The following is a 14,974-nucleotide window of genomic DNA, read 5'->3' as shown; positions in this document are numbered from 1 at the left end:
GACCCTCGCCTTACAAAGCAAGGCGAGGGCCGCATGGAACTCGGGTCAAGAACGGTTACGAGGCCTTCTCCACCGCTTCTTTCTTCACCTCGTCCATCTCCACCGCTTCCTTCTTGACCTCGTCCTTCTCGTCGGCTTCCTGCTTGATCTCGTCCTGCTCCGGCCCGTCCTGCTCCGGCCCGTCCTGCTCCGGCCCGTCCTGCTCCGGCCCGTCCTGCTCCGGCCCGTCCTGCTCCGGCCCGTCCTGCTCGGCCTCGCCGCTCTCCGCTTCGCCGTCCTCCGCCGGGCCGCCCTCGGCCTCGCCGCTCTCCGGCTCGGTCTTCTTCGTGTCGGCCTTCGCCACCTCGTCCTTCGGCTCCGGCTGCTCCGGCACCGTCACTTCCCCGGTGTCCTCGGCACGCTCGGGCGCGTCGACGAGCTCCTCGCGCGCCGCCGGGACCACCTCTCCCGTCGTCCGGCGCAGCGTCCCGGCCGCGATCTCGGCCGCGAAGTGGCAGGCCACCCGGTGACCGTCGCCGACGTCGGTGAGTTCGGGCCGCTCGGTCGCACAGCGCGTCTCCTGCACCCACGGGCACCGGGTGTGGAAGCGGCAACCGGCGGGCGGGTTGGCCGGCGAGGGCAGATCGCCGGTGAGCAGGATCCGCTCGCGCCGGTCCTCGACCTCGGGGTCGGGCACGGGTACCGCCGACATCAGAGCCTTGGTGTAGGGGTGCCGCGGCTCGGCGTAGAGCGCGTCGCTCGGCGCCTCCTCCACCAGGGCACCCAGGTACATCACGCCGATCATGTCGGAGATGTGCCGGACGACGGCGAGGTCATGGGCGATCACCACGTAGGTCAGGCCCAGTTCCTCCTGGAGTTCCTCCAGCAGGTTGATCACCTGTGCCTGGATGGACACGTCCAGCGCGGAGACCGGTTCGTCGCAGATGATCACGTCGGGCTCGAGCACCAGCGCACGGGCGATGCCGATGCGCTGGCGCTGACCGCCGGAGAACTCGTGCGGGTAGCGGGAGAGGGCGTTGGCCGGCAGGCCGACCTTGGCCAGGATTGCCTTGATCTTCTCCCGGCGCTCCTCCTGAGTGGCGCCGACACCGTGGGCGAGCATGCCCTCGGTGAGGATCGACTCGATGTTCTGCCGTGGGTTCAGGGAGCCCAGCGGGTCCTGGAAGACCATCTGGAGGCGGCGCCGGAAGCGGCGCATCTCCTCGGCCGGCAGCTTGGCCAGGTCCGTGCCGTCCAGCACGACCTCGCCCTCGGTGATGTCCACCAGGCGCAGCACGGCCCGGCCGAGGGTGGTCTTGCCGCAGCCCGATTCGCCGACCAGACCGTAGGTCTGGCCCGCCTCGACCTTGAGCGACACCCCGTCGACGGCGTGCACGTGGCCGACGGTGCGGTCGAAGAGGATGCCCTTCTTGACCGGGAAATGGACTTTGACTCCGTCCAGTTCGAGCAGGCTCATGCGGGGACCTCCTCGGCCCGGGCGTCTTCGTGTACGGGGTGGACGCAGCGCACCTGGTGTCCGGTCGTCCGGGGCTCCGTAAGCCCGGGCGGCCCCGCCAGGCAGTCCAGTTCGTAGCGGTCACAGCGAGGCGCGAAGGCGCAGCCGTCGGCCCAGGCGATCCGGTCGTTGATGGAGCCCCGCACGGGGGTGAGCGGTTCGCCGCGCGGCGCGTCGAGGCGAGGGATGGAAGCCAGCAGTCCGTGCGCGTAGGGGTGGGTCGGGTGGGCGAACAGGTCGCGGCGGTCGGCGGACTCCACGACTTTCCCGGCGTAGAGCACGTTGACCTGGTCGCAGAGGCCCGCAACCACACCCAGGTCGTGAGTGATCATCAGCAGGGCGGTGCCCTCCTGATCCACCAGCTCCTTGAGCAGCTCCAGGATCTGCGCCTGGATCGTCACATCGAGGGCCGTGGTGGGCTCGTCGGCGATCAGCAGGCTTGGGGCGCAGGCCACCGCCATGGCGATCAGCGCGCGCTGGCGCATGCCGCCGGACATCTGGTGCGGGTACTCCTTGAGCCGCCGGGTCGGGTCCGGGATGCCGACCCGGTCCAGGAGGTGGGCCGCCTCCTTGCGTGCTGCCTCACCTTTGAGTCCCCGGTGCCGCTGGAGGATCTCGGTGACCTGGACACCGATGGGCACGACCGGGTTCAGGGAGGACAGCGGGTCCTGGAAGATCATGGCGATGCGGCTGCCCCGAAGGTCACGCAGCGCGCGGGGGTCCATCGTGAGCAGGTCGGAGCCGTCGAAGTCGGCACGGCCCCCGACCTGGACGCCCTTGCGCGGCAGCAGTCCCATCAGCGCCAGCGAGGTGACGGACTTGCCGCAGCCGGACTCACCGACAAGCCCCACGACCTGGCCCTGGTCGACGGAGAACGAGACGCCGTCGACCGCTCGGGACTCCTTGCGCCCGCGTCCACCGCCGAAAGTGACGGTCAGTTCGTCGACTGAGAGAAGTGGCATGGTGGTTCAGCCTCGCAGCTTCGGGTCGAGGGCTTCCCGCATGGCCTCGCCGAGCAGGGTGAAGCCGAGGGCGGTGATGATGATGCCGACCGCCGGATAGACCGCCATCATCGGCGCGTTGTCGAAGAAGCGCTGCGCCTGGGACAGCATGACGCCCCACTCGGGGACCGCCGGGTCGGGGTTGCCGAGGCCCAGGTAGGACAAGGCGGCTGCCTCGATGATCGCGGTGGCCAGCGACAGCGTCGCCTGGACGATCACCGGGCTGAGCGAGTTGGGCAGAATCTGAGTGACGACGATGCGCCGTCGGCGTACGCCCAGGGAGCGGGCGGCCAGCACGTAGTCGGTGCCACCCTGGGCGAGCATCGAGCCGCGCAGCAGGCGGGCGAAGATCGGGACTTGGACGACACCCACCGCGATCATCACGGTGGTCAGCGACTGGCCCATGACCGCCGCGATGGACACGGCGAGCAGCAGCGACGGCAGCGCCAGCATCATGTCGGTGACGCGCATGACGAAGGAGTCGATCCGCCGGCCGGCCGCTCCGCCCAACGTGGCCGCGGCGCCGGAGAGTCCGCCGATGAGGAAGCCGACGGTCAGGCCGATGAGCGTGGAGACGACACCGACGAGCAGCGTCTGGCGGGCGCCGACCAGCATGCGGGAGAACATGTCCCGGCCCAGGTGGTCCAGGCCCAGCCAGTTGTCCCCTCGCGGCCCTACGAACTGGCCGGCGTTGACGAGGACTTCACCGCGCCAGGTCTGGGCAGTCGGGGCGTAGGGGGCGACCCACGGGCCGACGACGGCGAGGACGACGAAGACGGCGACGATGGCGGCACCGATGATCGCCATCTTGCTCGACTTGAGCCGGCGGAAGGCTTCCCGCCACAGGCTCGCGCCGGTCGTCGACTCGTTGTGTGCGGTGAGCTCCGCGAGGCGCTGGATCTTCTCGGTCTTTGTGGTGCTCACTTCAGTGCACCCGCACTCTCGGGTCGATGAGGCTGTACGCCACGTCCACGAGCAGGTTGATCAGGACGTACGTGATCGCGATGAACATGATGAAACCGACCAGCACCGGGTAATCGCGCCCGTCGATCGCGGTCCGGATGAAGGAGCCGATACCGCCGAAGGAGAACACGGACTCGGTGAGGACGGCCCCTGAGAGCAGCGAGCCGGTCAGCAGGCCGACCGCGGTGACCACGGGCAGCATGGCGTTGCGCAGTACGTGCCGTTCGCGGACGACCCGTCGGCGCAGGCCCTTGGACTCGGCGGTTCGGACGTAGTCCTCGCCCAGCACCTCCAGGACGCTGGCCCGGGTCATGCGGACGATGACCGCGAGAGGGATGGAGGCCAGCGTGATGGCCGGCAGCACCAGGTGGCTGATCGCGTCCCAGGAGGCGTCGAACTCACCGGTGAGCAGGCCGTCCAGGACGGCGAATCCGGTCACGTCGGTGGCGTTGATGCCGGTGGACTGGCGGCCGTAGCTGGGGAAGAGGCCCAGGTTGACGGCGAAGATGCCCTTGAGGATGAGGGCGAGGAAGAAGACGGGGACGCAGATCCCGACGAGTGAGCCGGAGACGGCGGTGACGTCCAGCCAGCCGCCCCGCTTGCGGGCGGCGAAGTAACCCAGCGGAACACCGACCACGATGGCGATGATCATCGCGGCGACGGAGAGTTCGACGGTGGCGGGGAAGCGCAGCGTGAACTCGTCCCAGACCGGCTGTCCGGTCTGCACGGAGGTACCCAGGTCGAGTTCGGCGATTCGCTTCAGGAAGCGCCAGTACTGGATGTACAGGGGCTGGTCGAGCCCCAACGCGCGATTGATGCGCGCCACTTCGGCCTCGGTGGCCCTCTCCCCCAGGATCGCTGAGGCGGGTCCGCCGGGCAGCCGGTTGAGCCAGAGGAACAGCAGAACCGACAGGCCGAGCAGGGTGGGTATGAGCTGGAGCAGTCTTCGTACGACGAGACGCAGCACCCCGCATGCCCCTTTCTTACGTATGTGCCGTCACGAACAGGTCCGCCCGGCCGCCGAGGTCAGCAGCCGGACGGACCCGTTCACCGTGCCTGATGCTTACTTGAAGGAGATTTCCGCGAAGTTCTCCTGAGTGAGCGGGGAGACCTTCGGCGGGTTGACGTTCTTGGCGAAGGCGATGGCGGGCGGCGAGGACGAGATCGGCACGCCCGGCAGGTACGCCATGATGGCCTCGTTGGCCTTCTTGTACGCGGCGGTGCGCTCGGCCTCGTCGGCGACCTTCGAGCCGGCGTTCACCGCGTCGAAGAGCGCCTTGTTCCGGAAGCCCCACTGCTTGTCGTACTCGGCGAACCAGGTGCCGATGAAGTTGTAGCCGTCGTTGAAGTCACCGGTCCAGCCCAGCATGTGCAGGGCGCAGGAGCCGGCCTCGGTGGCGTCCAGGTAGTCCGGGGCCCACTTCATGGGCTTCGGCGTGACCGTGATGCCGGCCTTCTCCAGGTCGGCCTTCATCAGCTCGAACAGGTCCTGCGGAGCAGGCATGTACGGGCGGGTGACCTCGGTCGGGTAGCAGAACTCGATCTTGAGGCCGCTCTCGCCCGCGGCCTTCAGCAGGCTCTTGGCCTTGGCCGTGTCGTACGCGTAGGTCTTGACGCCCTCGGAGTAGCCCTCGACGGTGTCCGGCATGAACTGCGTGGCCACCTTGCCGCCCTCGGGCAGCTGGGTCTTGACCAGGTTCTCCCGGTCCAGGGCGTGCGCGATCGCCTGGCGCACTTCCTTCTTCTTCAGCGCCGGGTTCTTCTCCTGGGTCATGCCCAGGTAGAAGAGGTTGAAGACGCCACGGGTCGGGACCTGGAAGCCTTCGCCCTCGAGGGTCTTGACGTCGGCGGGCGCCACCAGGTCGTACCCGTCGATGTCGCCGGCCTGCAGCGCCTGCCGGCGGCCGTCCTCGGTGTCGATGGTGCGAATGACCAGGTTCTTGACCTTGGCCTTCTCACCCCAGTAGTCGTCGAAGCGCTGAAGGGTGACTTCCTTGTTGCCCTTGTTCCACTTCGTGATCTTGTACGGGCCGGTACCGGCGACCGTGCCGGCCTCCTGGCTGTACTTGGGGTAGGTGATCGCGTCGCCCTTGGCGGTCGCCTCCTGGGCCTCGTACGCCTTGAGGGCCTTCGGCGAGTGGATGGCCAGGGCCTGCAGGGAGAAGCCGCCGGGGAGGTTGGCGGAAGGCTTCTTGACCTCGATGACGGCGGTGTTCTCGTCCTTCGCGGTGCAGGACTTGTAGTTCGCCTCCGGCGTCTCCTTGTCCTCGTTCTTCGCGAAGCCGCCCATGATGGTCTGCCAGTAGTACGAGACCGCGCTGGACTGGTAGGTGCCCTTCCAGTTGAACCAGTGGTCGTAGTTGGCGCACACGGCCGCGGCGTTGAACGCTTCACCGTCGTGGAACTTCACGCCCTTGCGGAGGTTGAAGGTCCACACGGTGCCCGCGTCGTTGCTCTCCCAGGTCTCGGCGAGGCCGCCGACGAGCTTGCTGCCGCCCGACTCGTGCTCGAGCAGCGCCTCGAAGGCCTGGCGGGTGACCCGGAAGGTCTCGCCGTCGCTCGCGAGCGCAGGGTCCAGCGAGCTCGGGTCGCCGGGGGCGCCGAACACGAAGGTGTCCTTCTCCCCCTTCGAGTCTTCCTTGTCTCGCTCACTGGCACAGCCGGTGGCGATCAGACCGACCGCCAACGCGGCCGTGATCGCCCTGGCGGCGCGGGATCTGAGTATGCGCATAGGTCGGCCACTCCGGGTTCCGCTGAGGGGAATGCAATGTTGACCGCCTGAACACTACAGACGGGACCGGCGCCCGAGAACAGTCCGCATAGCGGTGATACCTACCTGAGATCTGAACACTCGATAAATGGGAAGCTACCGGTACATCAAGGGTAGGCGCGATGAACTTGCCGCACACAGCCGGGAGTTGCACATAGGGCCTGTTAGGGTCCCTTACCCGTGGCCGACGGGTCGAATCGACGGCCCGTGGAGGGGGACGGAGACTGTCGACCCGAACGTCCGGGCACACTGACGGCGCGCGGCCGGCCCTTTCGCTCCCCCCCCCCGCCTCTACGTGGCCACATCGACCGATCAAGTTCGGTCAGATCCCGTATCCCACCGCAATCCCGACATCCATCCGCTGGTCACGTCTCACTCGACGCACTGCACGGATCAACTGTTGGGCGCCGAAAAACCCTGGCGCTCCCGGAGACACGGGAACCAGCATGCAAGAAGAGTGGAAGCGCAATGCGGGCGCGACATGGGCTGCTGCGGCCCTCCTGACCGGCATGATGGTCGCGGTCCAGGGACAGCCCCCGCGGGGACGACCGGCAAGTACAACTCCGCCAAGGTCGGGGAAGCCAAGGGCAAGCACTACGGCTGCACGACTCCCAAGGCCGCGTACCAGCGGTTCAACATCCGCACAGAGCGCGACAACTCCAGGTACCGACCCGTGGCCCACTCAAGGACATGGAATTCTGCATCTGCCGACGCCGCGGTTGATGATGGAGCGGTCCAGAAGAGGCCAGTGCTCAGTTGGACGGTGGATACCCGTACCCGCGGGCGGCCTGGGACGGGCCCGCGTGGGCCTCTCGGTCGTAGAAGGGGCGGGCGTTGGCGCGCAGCCACATCGCGACCGGGTCGTACTCGTCGGACATCGCGACCGTCGACACCGGCAGTCCGTCCGGGACCGCGCCGATCGACTGCTGCATCATCGCTCGCACCGAGTCCACGGCGGGCGGGGAGGTGTCGTACACGTCGAGGCCGATGGCGAGGTACGGCGCGCCGAGCGCGGGCTGGACCCAGGCGCGGCGCAGCGAGCGGACGGCCGGGGTGCGGTGGGCGTTCTGCGACAGCAGGGCGTAGAACTGCGGGATCTGGATGGCGGGTTCCGACAGCCGCAGGGGGCCGGCGGGCTGGCGGTCGAGGCCGGTGGCGATGCGGCGCAGATCCAGCCAGGGGATGCCGACGCCGCCGCCGGGGGCGTGCGGGTTCAGCCAGATCCCGTAGTGGTCGGGGTAGAGGGTGCGGGCCACGTCCAGGCCGTCGACCACCTCGTACGAGCGGTTCCAGCCGCTGGCCGACAGCTCCTGGGCCGAGGTGACGCAGGGGGCGTAGCCGTAGCCGTCGACCTCCATGTTCCCGTACTGGGCGTCGGGGCTGCCGGCCTGACCGTGCCACAGCAGCATCCAGACCTGGCCGGAGTGGGGGGTCGCGAGGGCGCGCAGGAGTGCCTCGTAGGCGTCGTGGCGCCCCGGCGTCACCTGGCGCAGCATGTGCTCGACCTGGCCGGCCGCGGCCGTGCCCGTGCCGCTCGCGCTCACTGTTTACCGCCCCTTCGTGCAACGCCCTTTTCGAGCCGTGACCCTAGCTTAAGGGCGCCCACCGACTCGGGGACTGTCTCGTTTCGGCGAGCGCGGGTCGTCCGTTGCTGGTCGCGCGGCTCCCCGCGCCCCCGGGTCCGCCGTCCGCGGAGGTGTTTCACCGGCTCCGCTGGTAGAAGGGGCGCACCCGCTCCCGCATCCAGGTGACCACCGGGTCCTGGGCCACGTCCATCAGGACCAGGTTGACCGGCCATCGCACGGGAGTGCTGCCCAGGGCGCGGCCCAGGGCGTCCAGGGGTGCGGCGCGCAGGTCCCCTTCCCACTGGGAGAGTTCGACGCCCACGAACATCACCGGGTCGGCCGTCTCGATCGCCGCCAGGCAGCGGCGGGCCGTGGTCACGACGCCGATCGACTCGAACTCCGCGGACGCCGCCGTGAGGAAGTCCACCGGGTCGTCCTGCCAGTCGGGCTGGAAGAGGCGGACCCGGCCACCGCTCGCGGGGCCGTCGAGGGGGGTGCGGCCGGCGCGGCCGAGTTCGGCGACCGCGGCCGGGGGGAGCGGGATGCCGACGACGCCGCCGGGGTTCACCGCGATGCCCGCCTGCGGGGGCAGGCCGCGGGCGAACTCGACAGCGGGGGCGATGGTGTACGACATGTGGGCGCCGACGACCTGGCGGAACTGTTCCTCGGAGCTGAAGACCGGGACGTAGGCCTGGCCGTCGATCTCCATGCTCGGCAGGTCGAGGGGGCCGCTGTGGGGGCCGCCGCCGTTGGGCAGCGGCACCCACACGAAGCTGCGGCCGAGCACCTCGACGATCCGGCCGCCGGCCGACGGGACACCGAGGGAGGCCGACAGCACCTCCTCCAGCTCGTTGCCGGGCCATCCGCCGTGCGGATGCGGGTGCGCCTGCGCCGGAATGTCCTCCGGGAAGTCCATCTGCCTACCGCCTGCTCCGTACCAGTGCCATCGGCTGAAAAGGCTAACCCGCCCGCCGCGTCGCCCCACACAACGATCCGGCACGGGGCACCGGGCGTGGCCGCAGCCGGTGGACCGTACCGGCGCCGGACCACCCCCGCCTCGGACTCGGGCCGTGAAGCCGGACCGGTGCGGGGCCGCACGCGGCGGAGTGTCGGACAGTGGGCGCCCGTGAGGCCGATACCGCCCGGCGTACCCACCGCCGCGCCGTCGAGCAGGCGTCGGACCTCTGGCCGGTCCGGCCCGGTGTGCCCCCACCGCCGCGCGCTCGGGTGGGGGTCAGCCCGTGAAGCCGATGCGACCCGGCGTGCTCCCGCCGCGCGGTCAGGTGATTGTCAGCCCGTGACACCCCATCGGCCCAGCATGCAGGCCACCACCGCGCGGTCCGGTGGGGGTCAGCCCGTGAAGCCGACGCGACCCGGCGTGCTCCCGCCGCGCGGTCAGGTGATGGCCAGCCCGTGACACCCCATCGGCCCAGCATGCAGGCCACCACCGCGCGGTCCGGTGGGGGTCAGCCCGTGAAGCCGACGCGACCCGGCGTGCTCCCGCCGCGCGGTCAGGTGATTGTCAGCCCGTGACACCCCATCGGCCCAGCATGCAGGCCACCACCGCGCGGTCCGGTGGGGGTCAGCCCGTGAAGCCGACGCGGGTCAGCGTGTCGGCCGCCGCGCGGTCGAGCAGGATCGCGGCGCCGCAGCCGCGCGGCAGGGCGCCGCGTTCGGTGCGCCGCAGCAGGCGGCCGGCGGCGCGGCGGTGGCGCAGGAACGCGTACCGCGAGACGCCGCGGCCGCGTTCGCGCTGGCCGGCCAGGGCCTGCTCGGCGGTGACGTCGAGCAGCAGCAGGTGCAGGGTGCCGCCGCGGCGGCGGGCCTCGCGGGCCAGCCAGGCGCGCACCCAGGCCTGCGTACCGCAGTCGTGGACGACGACGCCCTCGCCGGTACGCACGGCGCGGCGCAGGCCGGCGTAGTGCGCGAGGCGCACGAGGGGGCGGTACACCGCGTACGGCAGCCAGGGCGGCGTACGGCCGTCCCAGCGGTCGCGGGTGTCCTGGGAGTCGATGCGCCGGCCGCGGACCGCCCGCCGCATCAGGGTGGACTTGCCGCTGCCCGGCAGGCCGGTGATCACGACGAGGTCGCGGGGGCCGAAGAGCAGGGCGTGCGGGCTGCGGCCCGCGCGCTCGCGCAGGTCGCGGACCACGGGGGACGGCAGCGCGGCGCCCGCCTCCCGGGCCGGGGCGGTCGGCTGCTCGGGCAGTGCGAGGCCCGCGGTGGTCGCGTAGGCCGTGGTCCTGTTCACCGTGATCGTCCTCCCCTGGGGCGGTTCACGAGTTCCCGTCCCCGTCGAGTGTAAAGAGAACGTAATACGCGGCGTCTCGCGTTTCCGTCCGCTTCCCGCAACAGGCCTGCTACAGCACACTGTGCCCGCCTGTGGACGCTGTGTGTCCTCCTGTGGGCATGTGCACCCCCTGTGGCAGGTCCCCCGTGAAAGATCCCCCTGCCGCCCCGCGGTGATGCGTGCAATGATGAGCGCGCCAACTGCATACCGGCCGCTTGAATCCGCGCGGGAGAGTTCCCAGGCACGTCGTGACTGGGACGCCGAAGGAGCAAGTCCCTCCCTTGAATCTCTCAGGCCCCGTTACCGCGCGGGCGAGGCACATCTGAAAAGCGGGCTGCTGCCGCAGTGGCTCCACCCAAGGTGCAAGTCCTGGTCACCGTCCGTCAGGGGTGGTCATGGCGAACCTCTCAGGTTCCGATGACAGATGGGGAGGAACGACCTCGCCGTCATGCCTTGGGAGAACGACCGATGAGCAGCACCGCACCCCGTCGCACCGCGCTCGATGCCCTGCATCGTTCGCTGGGCGCGACCATGACCGACTTCGCCGGCTGGGACATGCCCCTGCGCTACGGCTCCGAGCGCGACGAGCACCTGGCGGTGCGCACGAAGGCCGGGCTGTTCGACCTGTCGCACATGGGTGAGATCACGGTCACCGGCCCGCAGGCGGCCCGGCTCCTCAATCACGCGCTCGTCGGCAACATCGCCTCCGTCGGCGTGGGCCGCGCCCGCTACACCATGATCTGCCGGGCGGACGGCGGCATCCTCGACGACCTGATCGTCTACCGGCTCGCCGAGACCGAGTACATGGTCGTCGCCAACGCGAGCAACGCGCAGACGGTCCTGGACGCCCTGACGGAGCGCGCGGAGGGCTTCGACGCCGCCGTGCGCGACGACCGGGACGCCTACGCGCTGATCGCCGTGCAGGGCCCCGAGTCCCCCGGCATCCTCAAGCAGCTGACCGACGCCGACCTCGACGGACTGAAGTACTACGCCGGCCTGCCCGGCACCGTCGCGGGCGTCCCGGCGCTGATCGCCCGCACCGGGTACACCGGCGAGGACGGCTTCGAGCTGTTCGTGCAGCCGGAGCACGCCGTGGCGTTGTGGGAGGCGCTGACCGAGGCGGGCGCGGGCGCCGGCCTCGTCCCGTGCGGCCTGTCCTGCCGGGACACCCTGCGCCTGGAGGCGGGCATGCCGCTGTACGGGCATGAGCTGTCCACCTCCCTCACCCCCTTCGACGCGGGGCTCGGCCGGGTGGTGAAGTTCGACAAGGAGGGCGACTTCGTCGGCCGCGAGGCCCTCGCCGAGGCCGCCGCCCGCGCGGAGGCCAGCCCGCCGCGCGTCCTCGTCGGCCTGGTCGCCGAGGGCCGCCGCGTCCCGCGCGCCGGGTACGCCGTGGTCGCCGGCGGCGAGGTGATCGGCGAGGTCACCTCCGGCGCCCCCTCCCCCACGCTGGGCAAGCCCATCGCGATGGCGTACGTCGACGCCGCGCACGCGGCGCCGGGCACGCCGGGCGTCGGCGTGGACATCCGGGGCACCCACGAGCCGTACGAGGTCGTGGCGCTGCCGTTCTACAAGCGCCAGAAGTAGACACTGGGCTCGGGCCCTCCGTGACCCGGCACACGTTTCGCCTGCTCACAGGCAGTACCAGCAGTCCCCCATTCACCAGCACTCCCGCGCGTACAGGAGAATTCAGGCCATGAGCAACCCCCAGCAGCTGCGCTACAGCAAGGAGCACGAGTGGCTGTCGGCCGCCGAGGACGGCGTCTCGACGGTCGGCATCACCGAGTTCGCCGCGAACGCCCTCGGTGACGTCGTCTACGCCCAGCTCCCCGAGGTGGGCTCCCAGGTGACCGCGGGCGAGACCTGCGGCGAGCTGGAGTCGACCAAGTCGGTCAGCGACCTCTACTCCCCGGTCACCGGTGAGGTCACCGAGATCAACGAGGACGTGGTGAACGACCCGTCCCTGGTGAACTCCGCCCCCTTCGAGGGCGGCTGGCTGTTCAAGGTGCGCATCGCGGAGGAGCCGGCCGAGCTGCTCTCCGCCGACGAGTACGCCGCCCACACCGCCGGCTGAGGAGTCGTAGCGAGATGTCCGTCCTCAACACCCCCCTGCACGAGCTCGACCCGGCCGTCGCGGCGGCCGTCGACGCCGAGCTGCACCGCCAGCAGTCCACGCTCGAGATGATCGCCTCGGAGAACTTCGCCCCCGTGGCGGTCATGGAGGCGCAGGGCTCGGTCCTGACCAACAAGTACGCCGAGGGCTACCCCGGCCGCCGCTACTACGGCGGCTGCGAGCACGTCGACGTGGTCGAGCAGATCGCGATCGACCGCGTCAAGGAGCTGTTCGGCGCCGAGCACGCCAACGTGCAGCCGCACTCGGGTGCCCAGGCCAACGCGGCGGCGATGTTCGCGCTGCTCAAGCCCGGCGACACGATCATGGGCCTGAACCTGGCGCACGGCGGGCACCTGACCCACGGCATGAAGATCAACTTCTCCGGCAAGCTCTACGACGTGGTCGCCTACCACGTCGGCGAGGACGGCCGCGTCGACATGCACGAGGTCGAGCGGCTCGCCAAGGAGGCCAGGCCGAAGCTGATCGTCGCCGGCTGGTCCGCCTACCCGCGGCAGCTGGACTTCGCGGCGTTCCGCCGGATCGCCGACGAGGTCGGCGCGTACCTCATGGTCGACATGGCGCACTTCGCCGGTCTGGTCGCCGCGGGCCTGCACCCCAACCCGGTGCCGCACGCCCATGTCGTCACCACCACGACCCACAAGACGCTGGGCGGCCCGCGCGGCGGTGTGATCCTGTCCACGGCCGAACTCGCCAAGAAGATCAACTCGGCGGTCTTCCCCGGTCAGCAGGGCGGCCCGCTGGAGCACGTGATCGCCGCGAAGGCGGTCGCCTTCAAGGTCGCCGCCTCGGAGGACTTCCAGGAGCGGCAGCGCCGTACCCTGGAAGGCGCGCGCGTGCTCGCCGAGCGGCTCGTGCAGGACGACGTCAAGGCCGTGGGCGTGGACGTGCTCTCCGGCGGCACCGACGTCCACCTGGTCCTGGTCGACCTGCGCAACTCCGAGCTCGACGGCCAGCAGGCCGAGGACCGGCTCCACGAGATCGGCATCACCGTCAACCGCAACGCGATCCCGAACGACCCGCGTCCGCCGATGGTGACGTCCGGTCTGCGGATCGGCACCCCGGCCCTGGCCACCCGCGGCTTCACGGCCGAGGACTTCGCCGAGGTCGCGGACGTGATCGCGCAGGCGCTGAAGCCGTCGTACGACGCGGAGGCGCTCACGGCACGGGTCAAGGCGCTCGCCGACAAGCACCCGCTCTACCCCGGCCTCACCAAGTAGTGACCGACCGTGGGCTCCACACCGGCGTGGAGCCCACCGCACCACCCCCGTCCCAAGGAGTCAGCGTGGCCATCTCGGTCTTCGACCTGTTCTCGATCGGCATCGGCCCGTCCAGCTCCCACACGGTCGGCCCGATGCGCGCGGCCCGGATGTTCGCCCGCCGCCTGAGCGGCGAGGAGCTGCTGGGCTCCGTGGCCTCGCTGCGCGTCGAGCTGTACGGCTCCCTGGGCGCGACCGGACACGGGCACGGCACCCCCAAGGCGGTGCTGCTCGGCCTGGAGGGCGACTCGCCGCGCACGGTGGACGTGGAGACGGCCGACGAACGGGTCGAGGCGATCAAGGCCGTCGGCCGGCTGAGCCTCCTCGGCGAGCACGAGATCGCCTTCGACTTCGACGCGGACCTGAAACTGCACCGCCGCAAGGCACTCCCGTACCACGCCAACGGCATGACCCTGTGGGCGTACGACGCCTCCGGGACGGAGCTGCTGTCCAAGACGTACTACTCGGTGGGCGGCGGGTTCGTCGTCGACGAGGACGCGGTCGGCGCGGACCGCATCAAGCTGGACGACACGGTCCTGAAGTACCCCTTCCGCACGGGCGACGAGCTGCTGCGCCTGACGAAGGAGACGGGGCTGTCGATCTCCTCGCTGATGCTGGAGAACGAGCGCGCCTGGCGCACCGAGGAGGAGATCCGCACCGGCCTGCTGGACATCTGGCAGGTGATGCAGGCCTGCGTGCGGCGCGGCATGACCCGCGAGGGCATCCTGCCCGGCGGGCTGAAGGTGCGCCGGCGCGCCGCCAACACCGCGCGCAAGCTGCGCTCCGAGGGGGACCCGAAGGCCCTCGCCATGGAGTGGATCACGCTCTACGCGATGGCGGTGAACGAGGAGAACGCGGCCGGCGGCCGGGTCGTCACCGCGCCCACCAACGGCGCGGCGGGCATCATCCCGGCGGTCCTGCACTACTACATCAACTTCGTGCCGGGCGCCGACGAGGACGGCGTGGTCCGCTTCCTGCTCGCCGCCGGCGCGATCGGCATGCTGTTCAAGGAGAACGCCTCCATCTCCGGCGCCGAGGTCGGCTGCCAGGGCGAGGTCGGCTCCGCCTGCTCGATGGCCGCGGGCGCCCTCGCCGAGGTGCTCGGCGGCAGCCCCGAGCAGGTCGAGAACGCGGCCGAGATCGGCATGGAGCACAACCTGGGCCTCACCTGCGATCCCGTGGGCGGCCTGGTCCAGATCCCCTGCATCGAGCGCAACGGCATGGCCGCGGTGAAGGCGGTCACCGCGGCACGGATGGCGATGCGCGGCGACGGCAGCCACAAGGTCTCCCTCGACAAGGTCATCAAGACGATGAAGGACACCGGCGCCGACATGAGCGTGAAGTACAAGGAGACGGCCCGGGGCGGGCTGGCGGTGAACATCATCGAGTGCTGAGGCAACTGCCCGGCCGCGTACTGTTTCTGACGGAACATCACGTTCAATGCGCCGGGTGGTCGACACGCGACGCCGGGGGCGAGCACGCATGGGCTCGCCCCCGGCG

Annotated in this window: 12 protein-coding genes and 2 riboswitches; of the genes, 4 read left to right on the top strand and 8 right to left on the bottom strand. The window is 70.3% G+C overall.

The window, feature by feature from the left end; all coding sequences use genetic code 11:
• Positions 1-55: 55 nt before the first annotated feature.
• The 8 genes from IPT68_RS25995 to IPT68_RS25960 form a co-directional block, all read right to left on the bottom strand.
• Entirely contained in the window at positions 56-1,456 is a 1,401-nt protein-coding gene (locus IPT68_RS25995) for an oligopeptide/dipeptide ABC transporter ATP-binding protein (RefSeq protein ID WP_189701151.1), read from the bottom strand.
• Positions 1,453-2,457, bottom strand: a complete 1,005-nt coding sequence (locus tag IPT68_RS25990; protein WP_189701152.1) for an ABC transporter ATP-binding protein — start codon at positions 2,455-2,457, stop codon at positions 1,453-1,455. The genes IPT68_RS25995 and IPT68_RS25990 overlap by 4 nt, the downstream gene beginning before the upstream one ends.
• Before the next feature lie 6 nt (positions 2,458-2,463).
• Positions 2,464-3,420, bottom strand: a complete 957-nt coding sequence (locus IPT68_RS25985; protein ID WP_189701153.1) for an ABC transporter permease — start codon at positions 3,418-3,420, stop codon at positions 2,464-2,466.
• Between the two features lies 1 nt (position 3,421).
• On the bottom strand, positions 3,422-4,426 hold the full coding sequence (locus tag IPT68_RS25980) for an ABC transporter permease (RefSeq protein ID WP_189701154.1): 1,005 nt from the start codon (positions 4,424-4,426) through the stop codon (positions 3,422-3,424).
• 96 nt (positions 4,427-4,522) lie between these two features.
• Complete coding sequence (locus IPT68_RS25975) at positions 4,523-6,190, bottom strand: ABC transporter substrate-binding protein (RefSeq protein WP_189701155.1); 1,668 nt, start codon at positions 6,188-6,190, stop codon at positions 4,523-4,525.
• A 791-nt stretch (positions 6,191-6,981) separates the two neighbouring features.
• Positions 6,982-7,773 (bottom strand): enhanced serine sensitivity protein SseB C-terminal domain-containing protein, encoded by a 792-nt coding sequence (locus IPT68_RS25970; RefSeq protein WP_189701156.1) that lies wholly within the window; start codon positions 7,771-7,773, stop codon positions 6,982-6,984.
• 157 nt (positions 7,774-7,930) lie between these two features.
• The gene (locus IPT68_RS25965; protein ID WP_189701157.1) at positions 7,931-8,710 is read right to left on the bottom strand and encodes an enhanced serine sensitivity protein SseB; all 780 of its coding nucleotides are present in this window, start codon (positions 8,708-8,710) and stop codon (positions 7,931-7,933) included.
• A 666-nt stretch (positions 8,711-9,376) separates the two neighbouring features.
• Entirely contained in the window at positions 9,377-10,045 is a 669-nt protein-coding gene (locus IPT68_RS25960; RefSeq protein ID WP_189701158.1) for an AAA family ATPase, read from the bottom strand.
• A 255-nt stretch (positions 10,046-10,300) separates the two neighbouring features.
• Positions 10,301-10,400: riboswitch (glycine riboswitch) on the top strand.
• Positions 10,401-10,518, top strand: a riboswitch (glycine riboswitch). It begins immediately after the preceding riboswitch.
• Between the two features lie 34 nt (positions 10,519-10,552).
• On the opposite strand from IPT68_RS25960, the gene gcvT reads away from it, so the two are divergent.
• The 4 genes from gcvT (at position 10,553) to IPT68_RS25940 (ending at position 14,868) form a co-directional block, all read left to right on the top strand.
• Complete coding sequence (gene gcvT, locus IPT68_RS25955; RefSeq protein ID WP_189701159.1) at positions 10,553-11,671, top strand: glycine cleavage system aminomethyltransferase GcvT; 1,119 nt, start codon at positions 10,553-10,555, stop codon at positions 11,669-11,671.
• A gap of 109 nt (positions 11,672-11,780) precedes the next feature.
• On the top strand, positions 11,781-12,158 hold the full coding sequence (gene gcvH, locus IPT68_RS25950) for a glycine cleavage system protein GcvH (protein ID WP_189701160.1): 378 nt from the start codon (positions 11,781-11,783) through the stop codon (positions 12,156-12,158).
• A 14-nt stretch (positions 12,159-12,172) separates the two neighbouring features.
• Complete coding sequence (glyA, locus tag IPT68_RS25945; protein ID WP_189701161.1) at positions 12,173-13,435, top strand: serine hydroxymethyltransferase; 1,263 nt, start codon at positions 12,173-12,175, stop codon at positions 13,433-13,435.
• 65 nt (positions 13,436-13,500) lie between these two features.
• Positions 13,501-14,868 carry an L-serine ammonia-lyase gene (locus IPT68_RS25940; RefSeq protein WP_189701162.1) on the top strand — a complete coding sequence of 456 codons (1,368 nt, stop codon included), beginning with the start codon at positions 13,501-13,503 and terminating at the stop codon, positions 14,866-14,868.
• The last annotated feature ends 106 nt before the right edge of the window (positions 14,869-14,974 follow it).

This window comes from Streptomyces chromofuscus (genome assembly GCF_015160875.1).
Taxonomy (GTDB): domain Bacteria; phylum Actinomycetota; class Actinomycetes; order Streptomycetales; family Streptomycetaceae; genus Streptomyces; species Streptomyces chromofuscus.
This window is presented reverse-complemented; position numbering and strand designations above follow the sequence as displayed.

Excerpts from the sequence above, each read along its gene's own strand:
- IPT68_RS25995 (WP_189701151.1), bottom strand. The coding sequence starts at position 1,456 with ATGAGCCTGCTCGAACTGGACGGAGTCAAAGTCCATTTCCCGGTCAAG.
- IPT68_RS25990 (WP_189701152.1), bottom strand. The coding sequence starts at position 2,457 with ATGCCACTTCTCTCAGTCGACGAACTGACCGTCACTTTCGGCGGTGGA.
- IPT68_RS25975 (WP_189701155.1), bottom strand. The coding sequence starts at position 6,190 with ATGCGCATACTCAGATCCCGCGCCGCCAGGGCGATCACGGCCGCGTTG.
- IPT68_RS25965 (WP_189701157.1), bottom strand. The coding sequence starts at position 8,710 with ATGGACTTCCCGGAGGACATTCCGGCGCAGGCGCACCCGCATCCGCAC.
- gcvT (WP_189701159.1), top strand. The coding sequence starts at position 10,553 with ATGAGCAGCACCGCACCCCGTCGCACCGCGCTCGATGCCCTGCATCGT.
- gcvH (WP_189701160.1), top strand. The coding sequence starts at position 11,781 with ATGAGCAACCCCCAGCAGCTGCGCTACAGCAAGGAGCACGAGTGGCTG.
- glyA (WP_189701161.1), top strand. The coding sequence starts at position 12,173 with ATGTCCGTCCTCAACACCCCCCTGCACGAGCTCGACCCGGCCGTCGCG.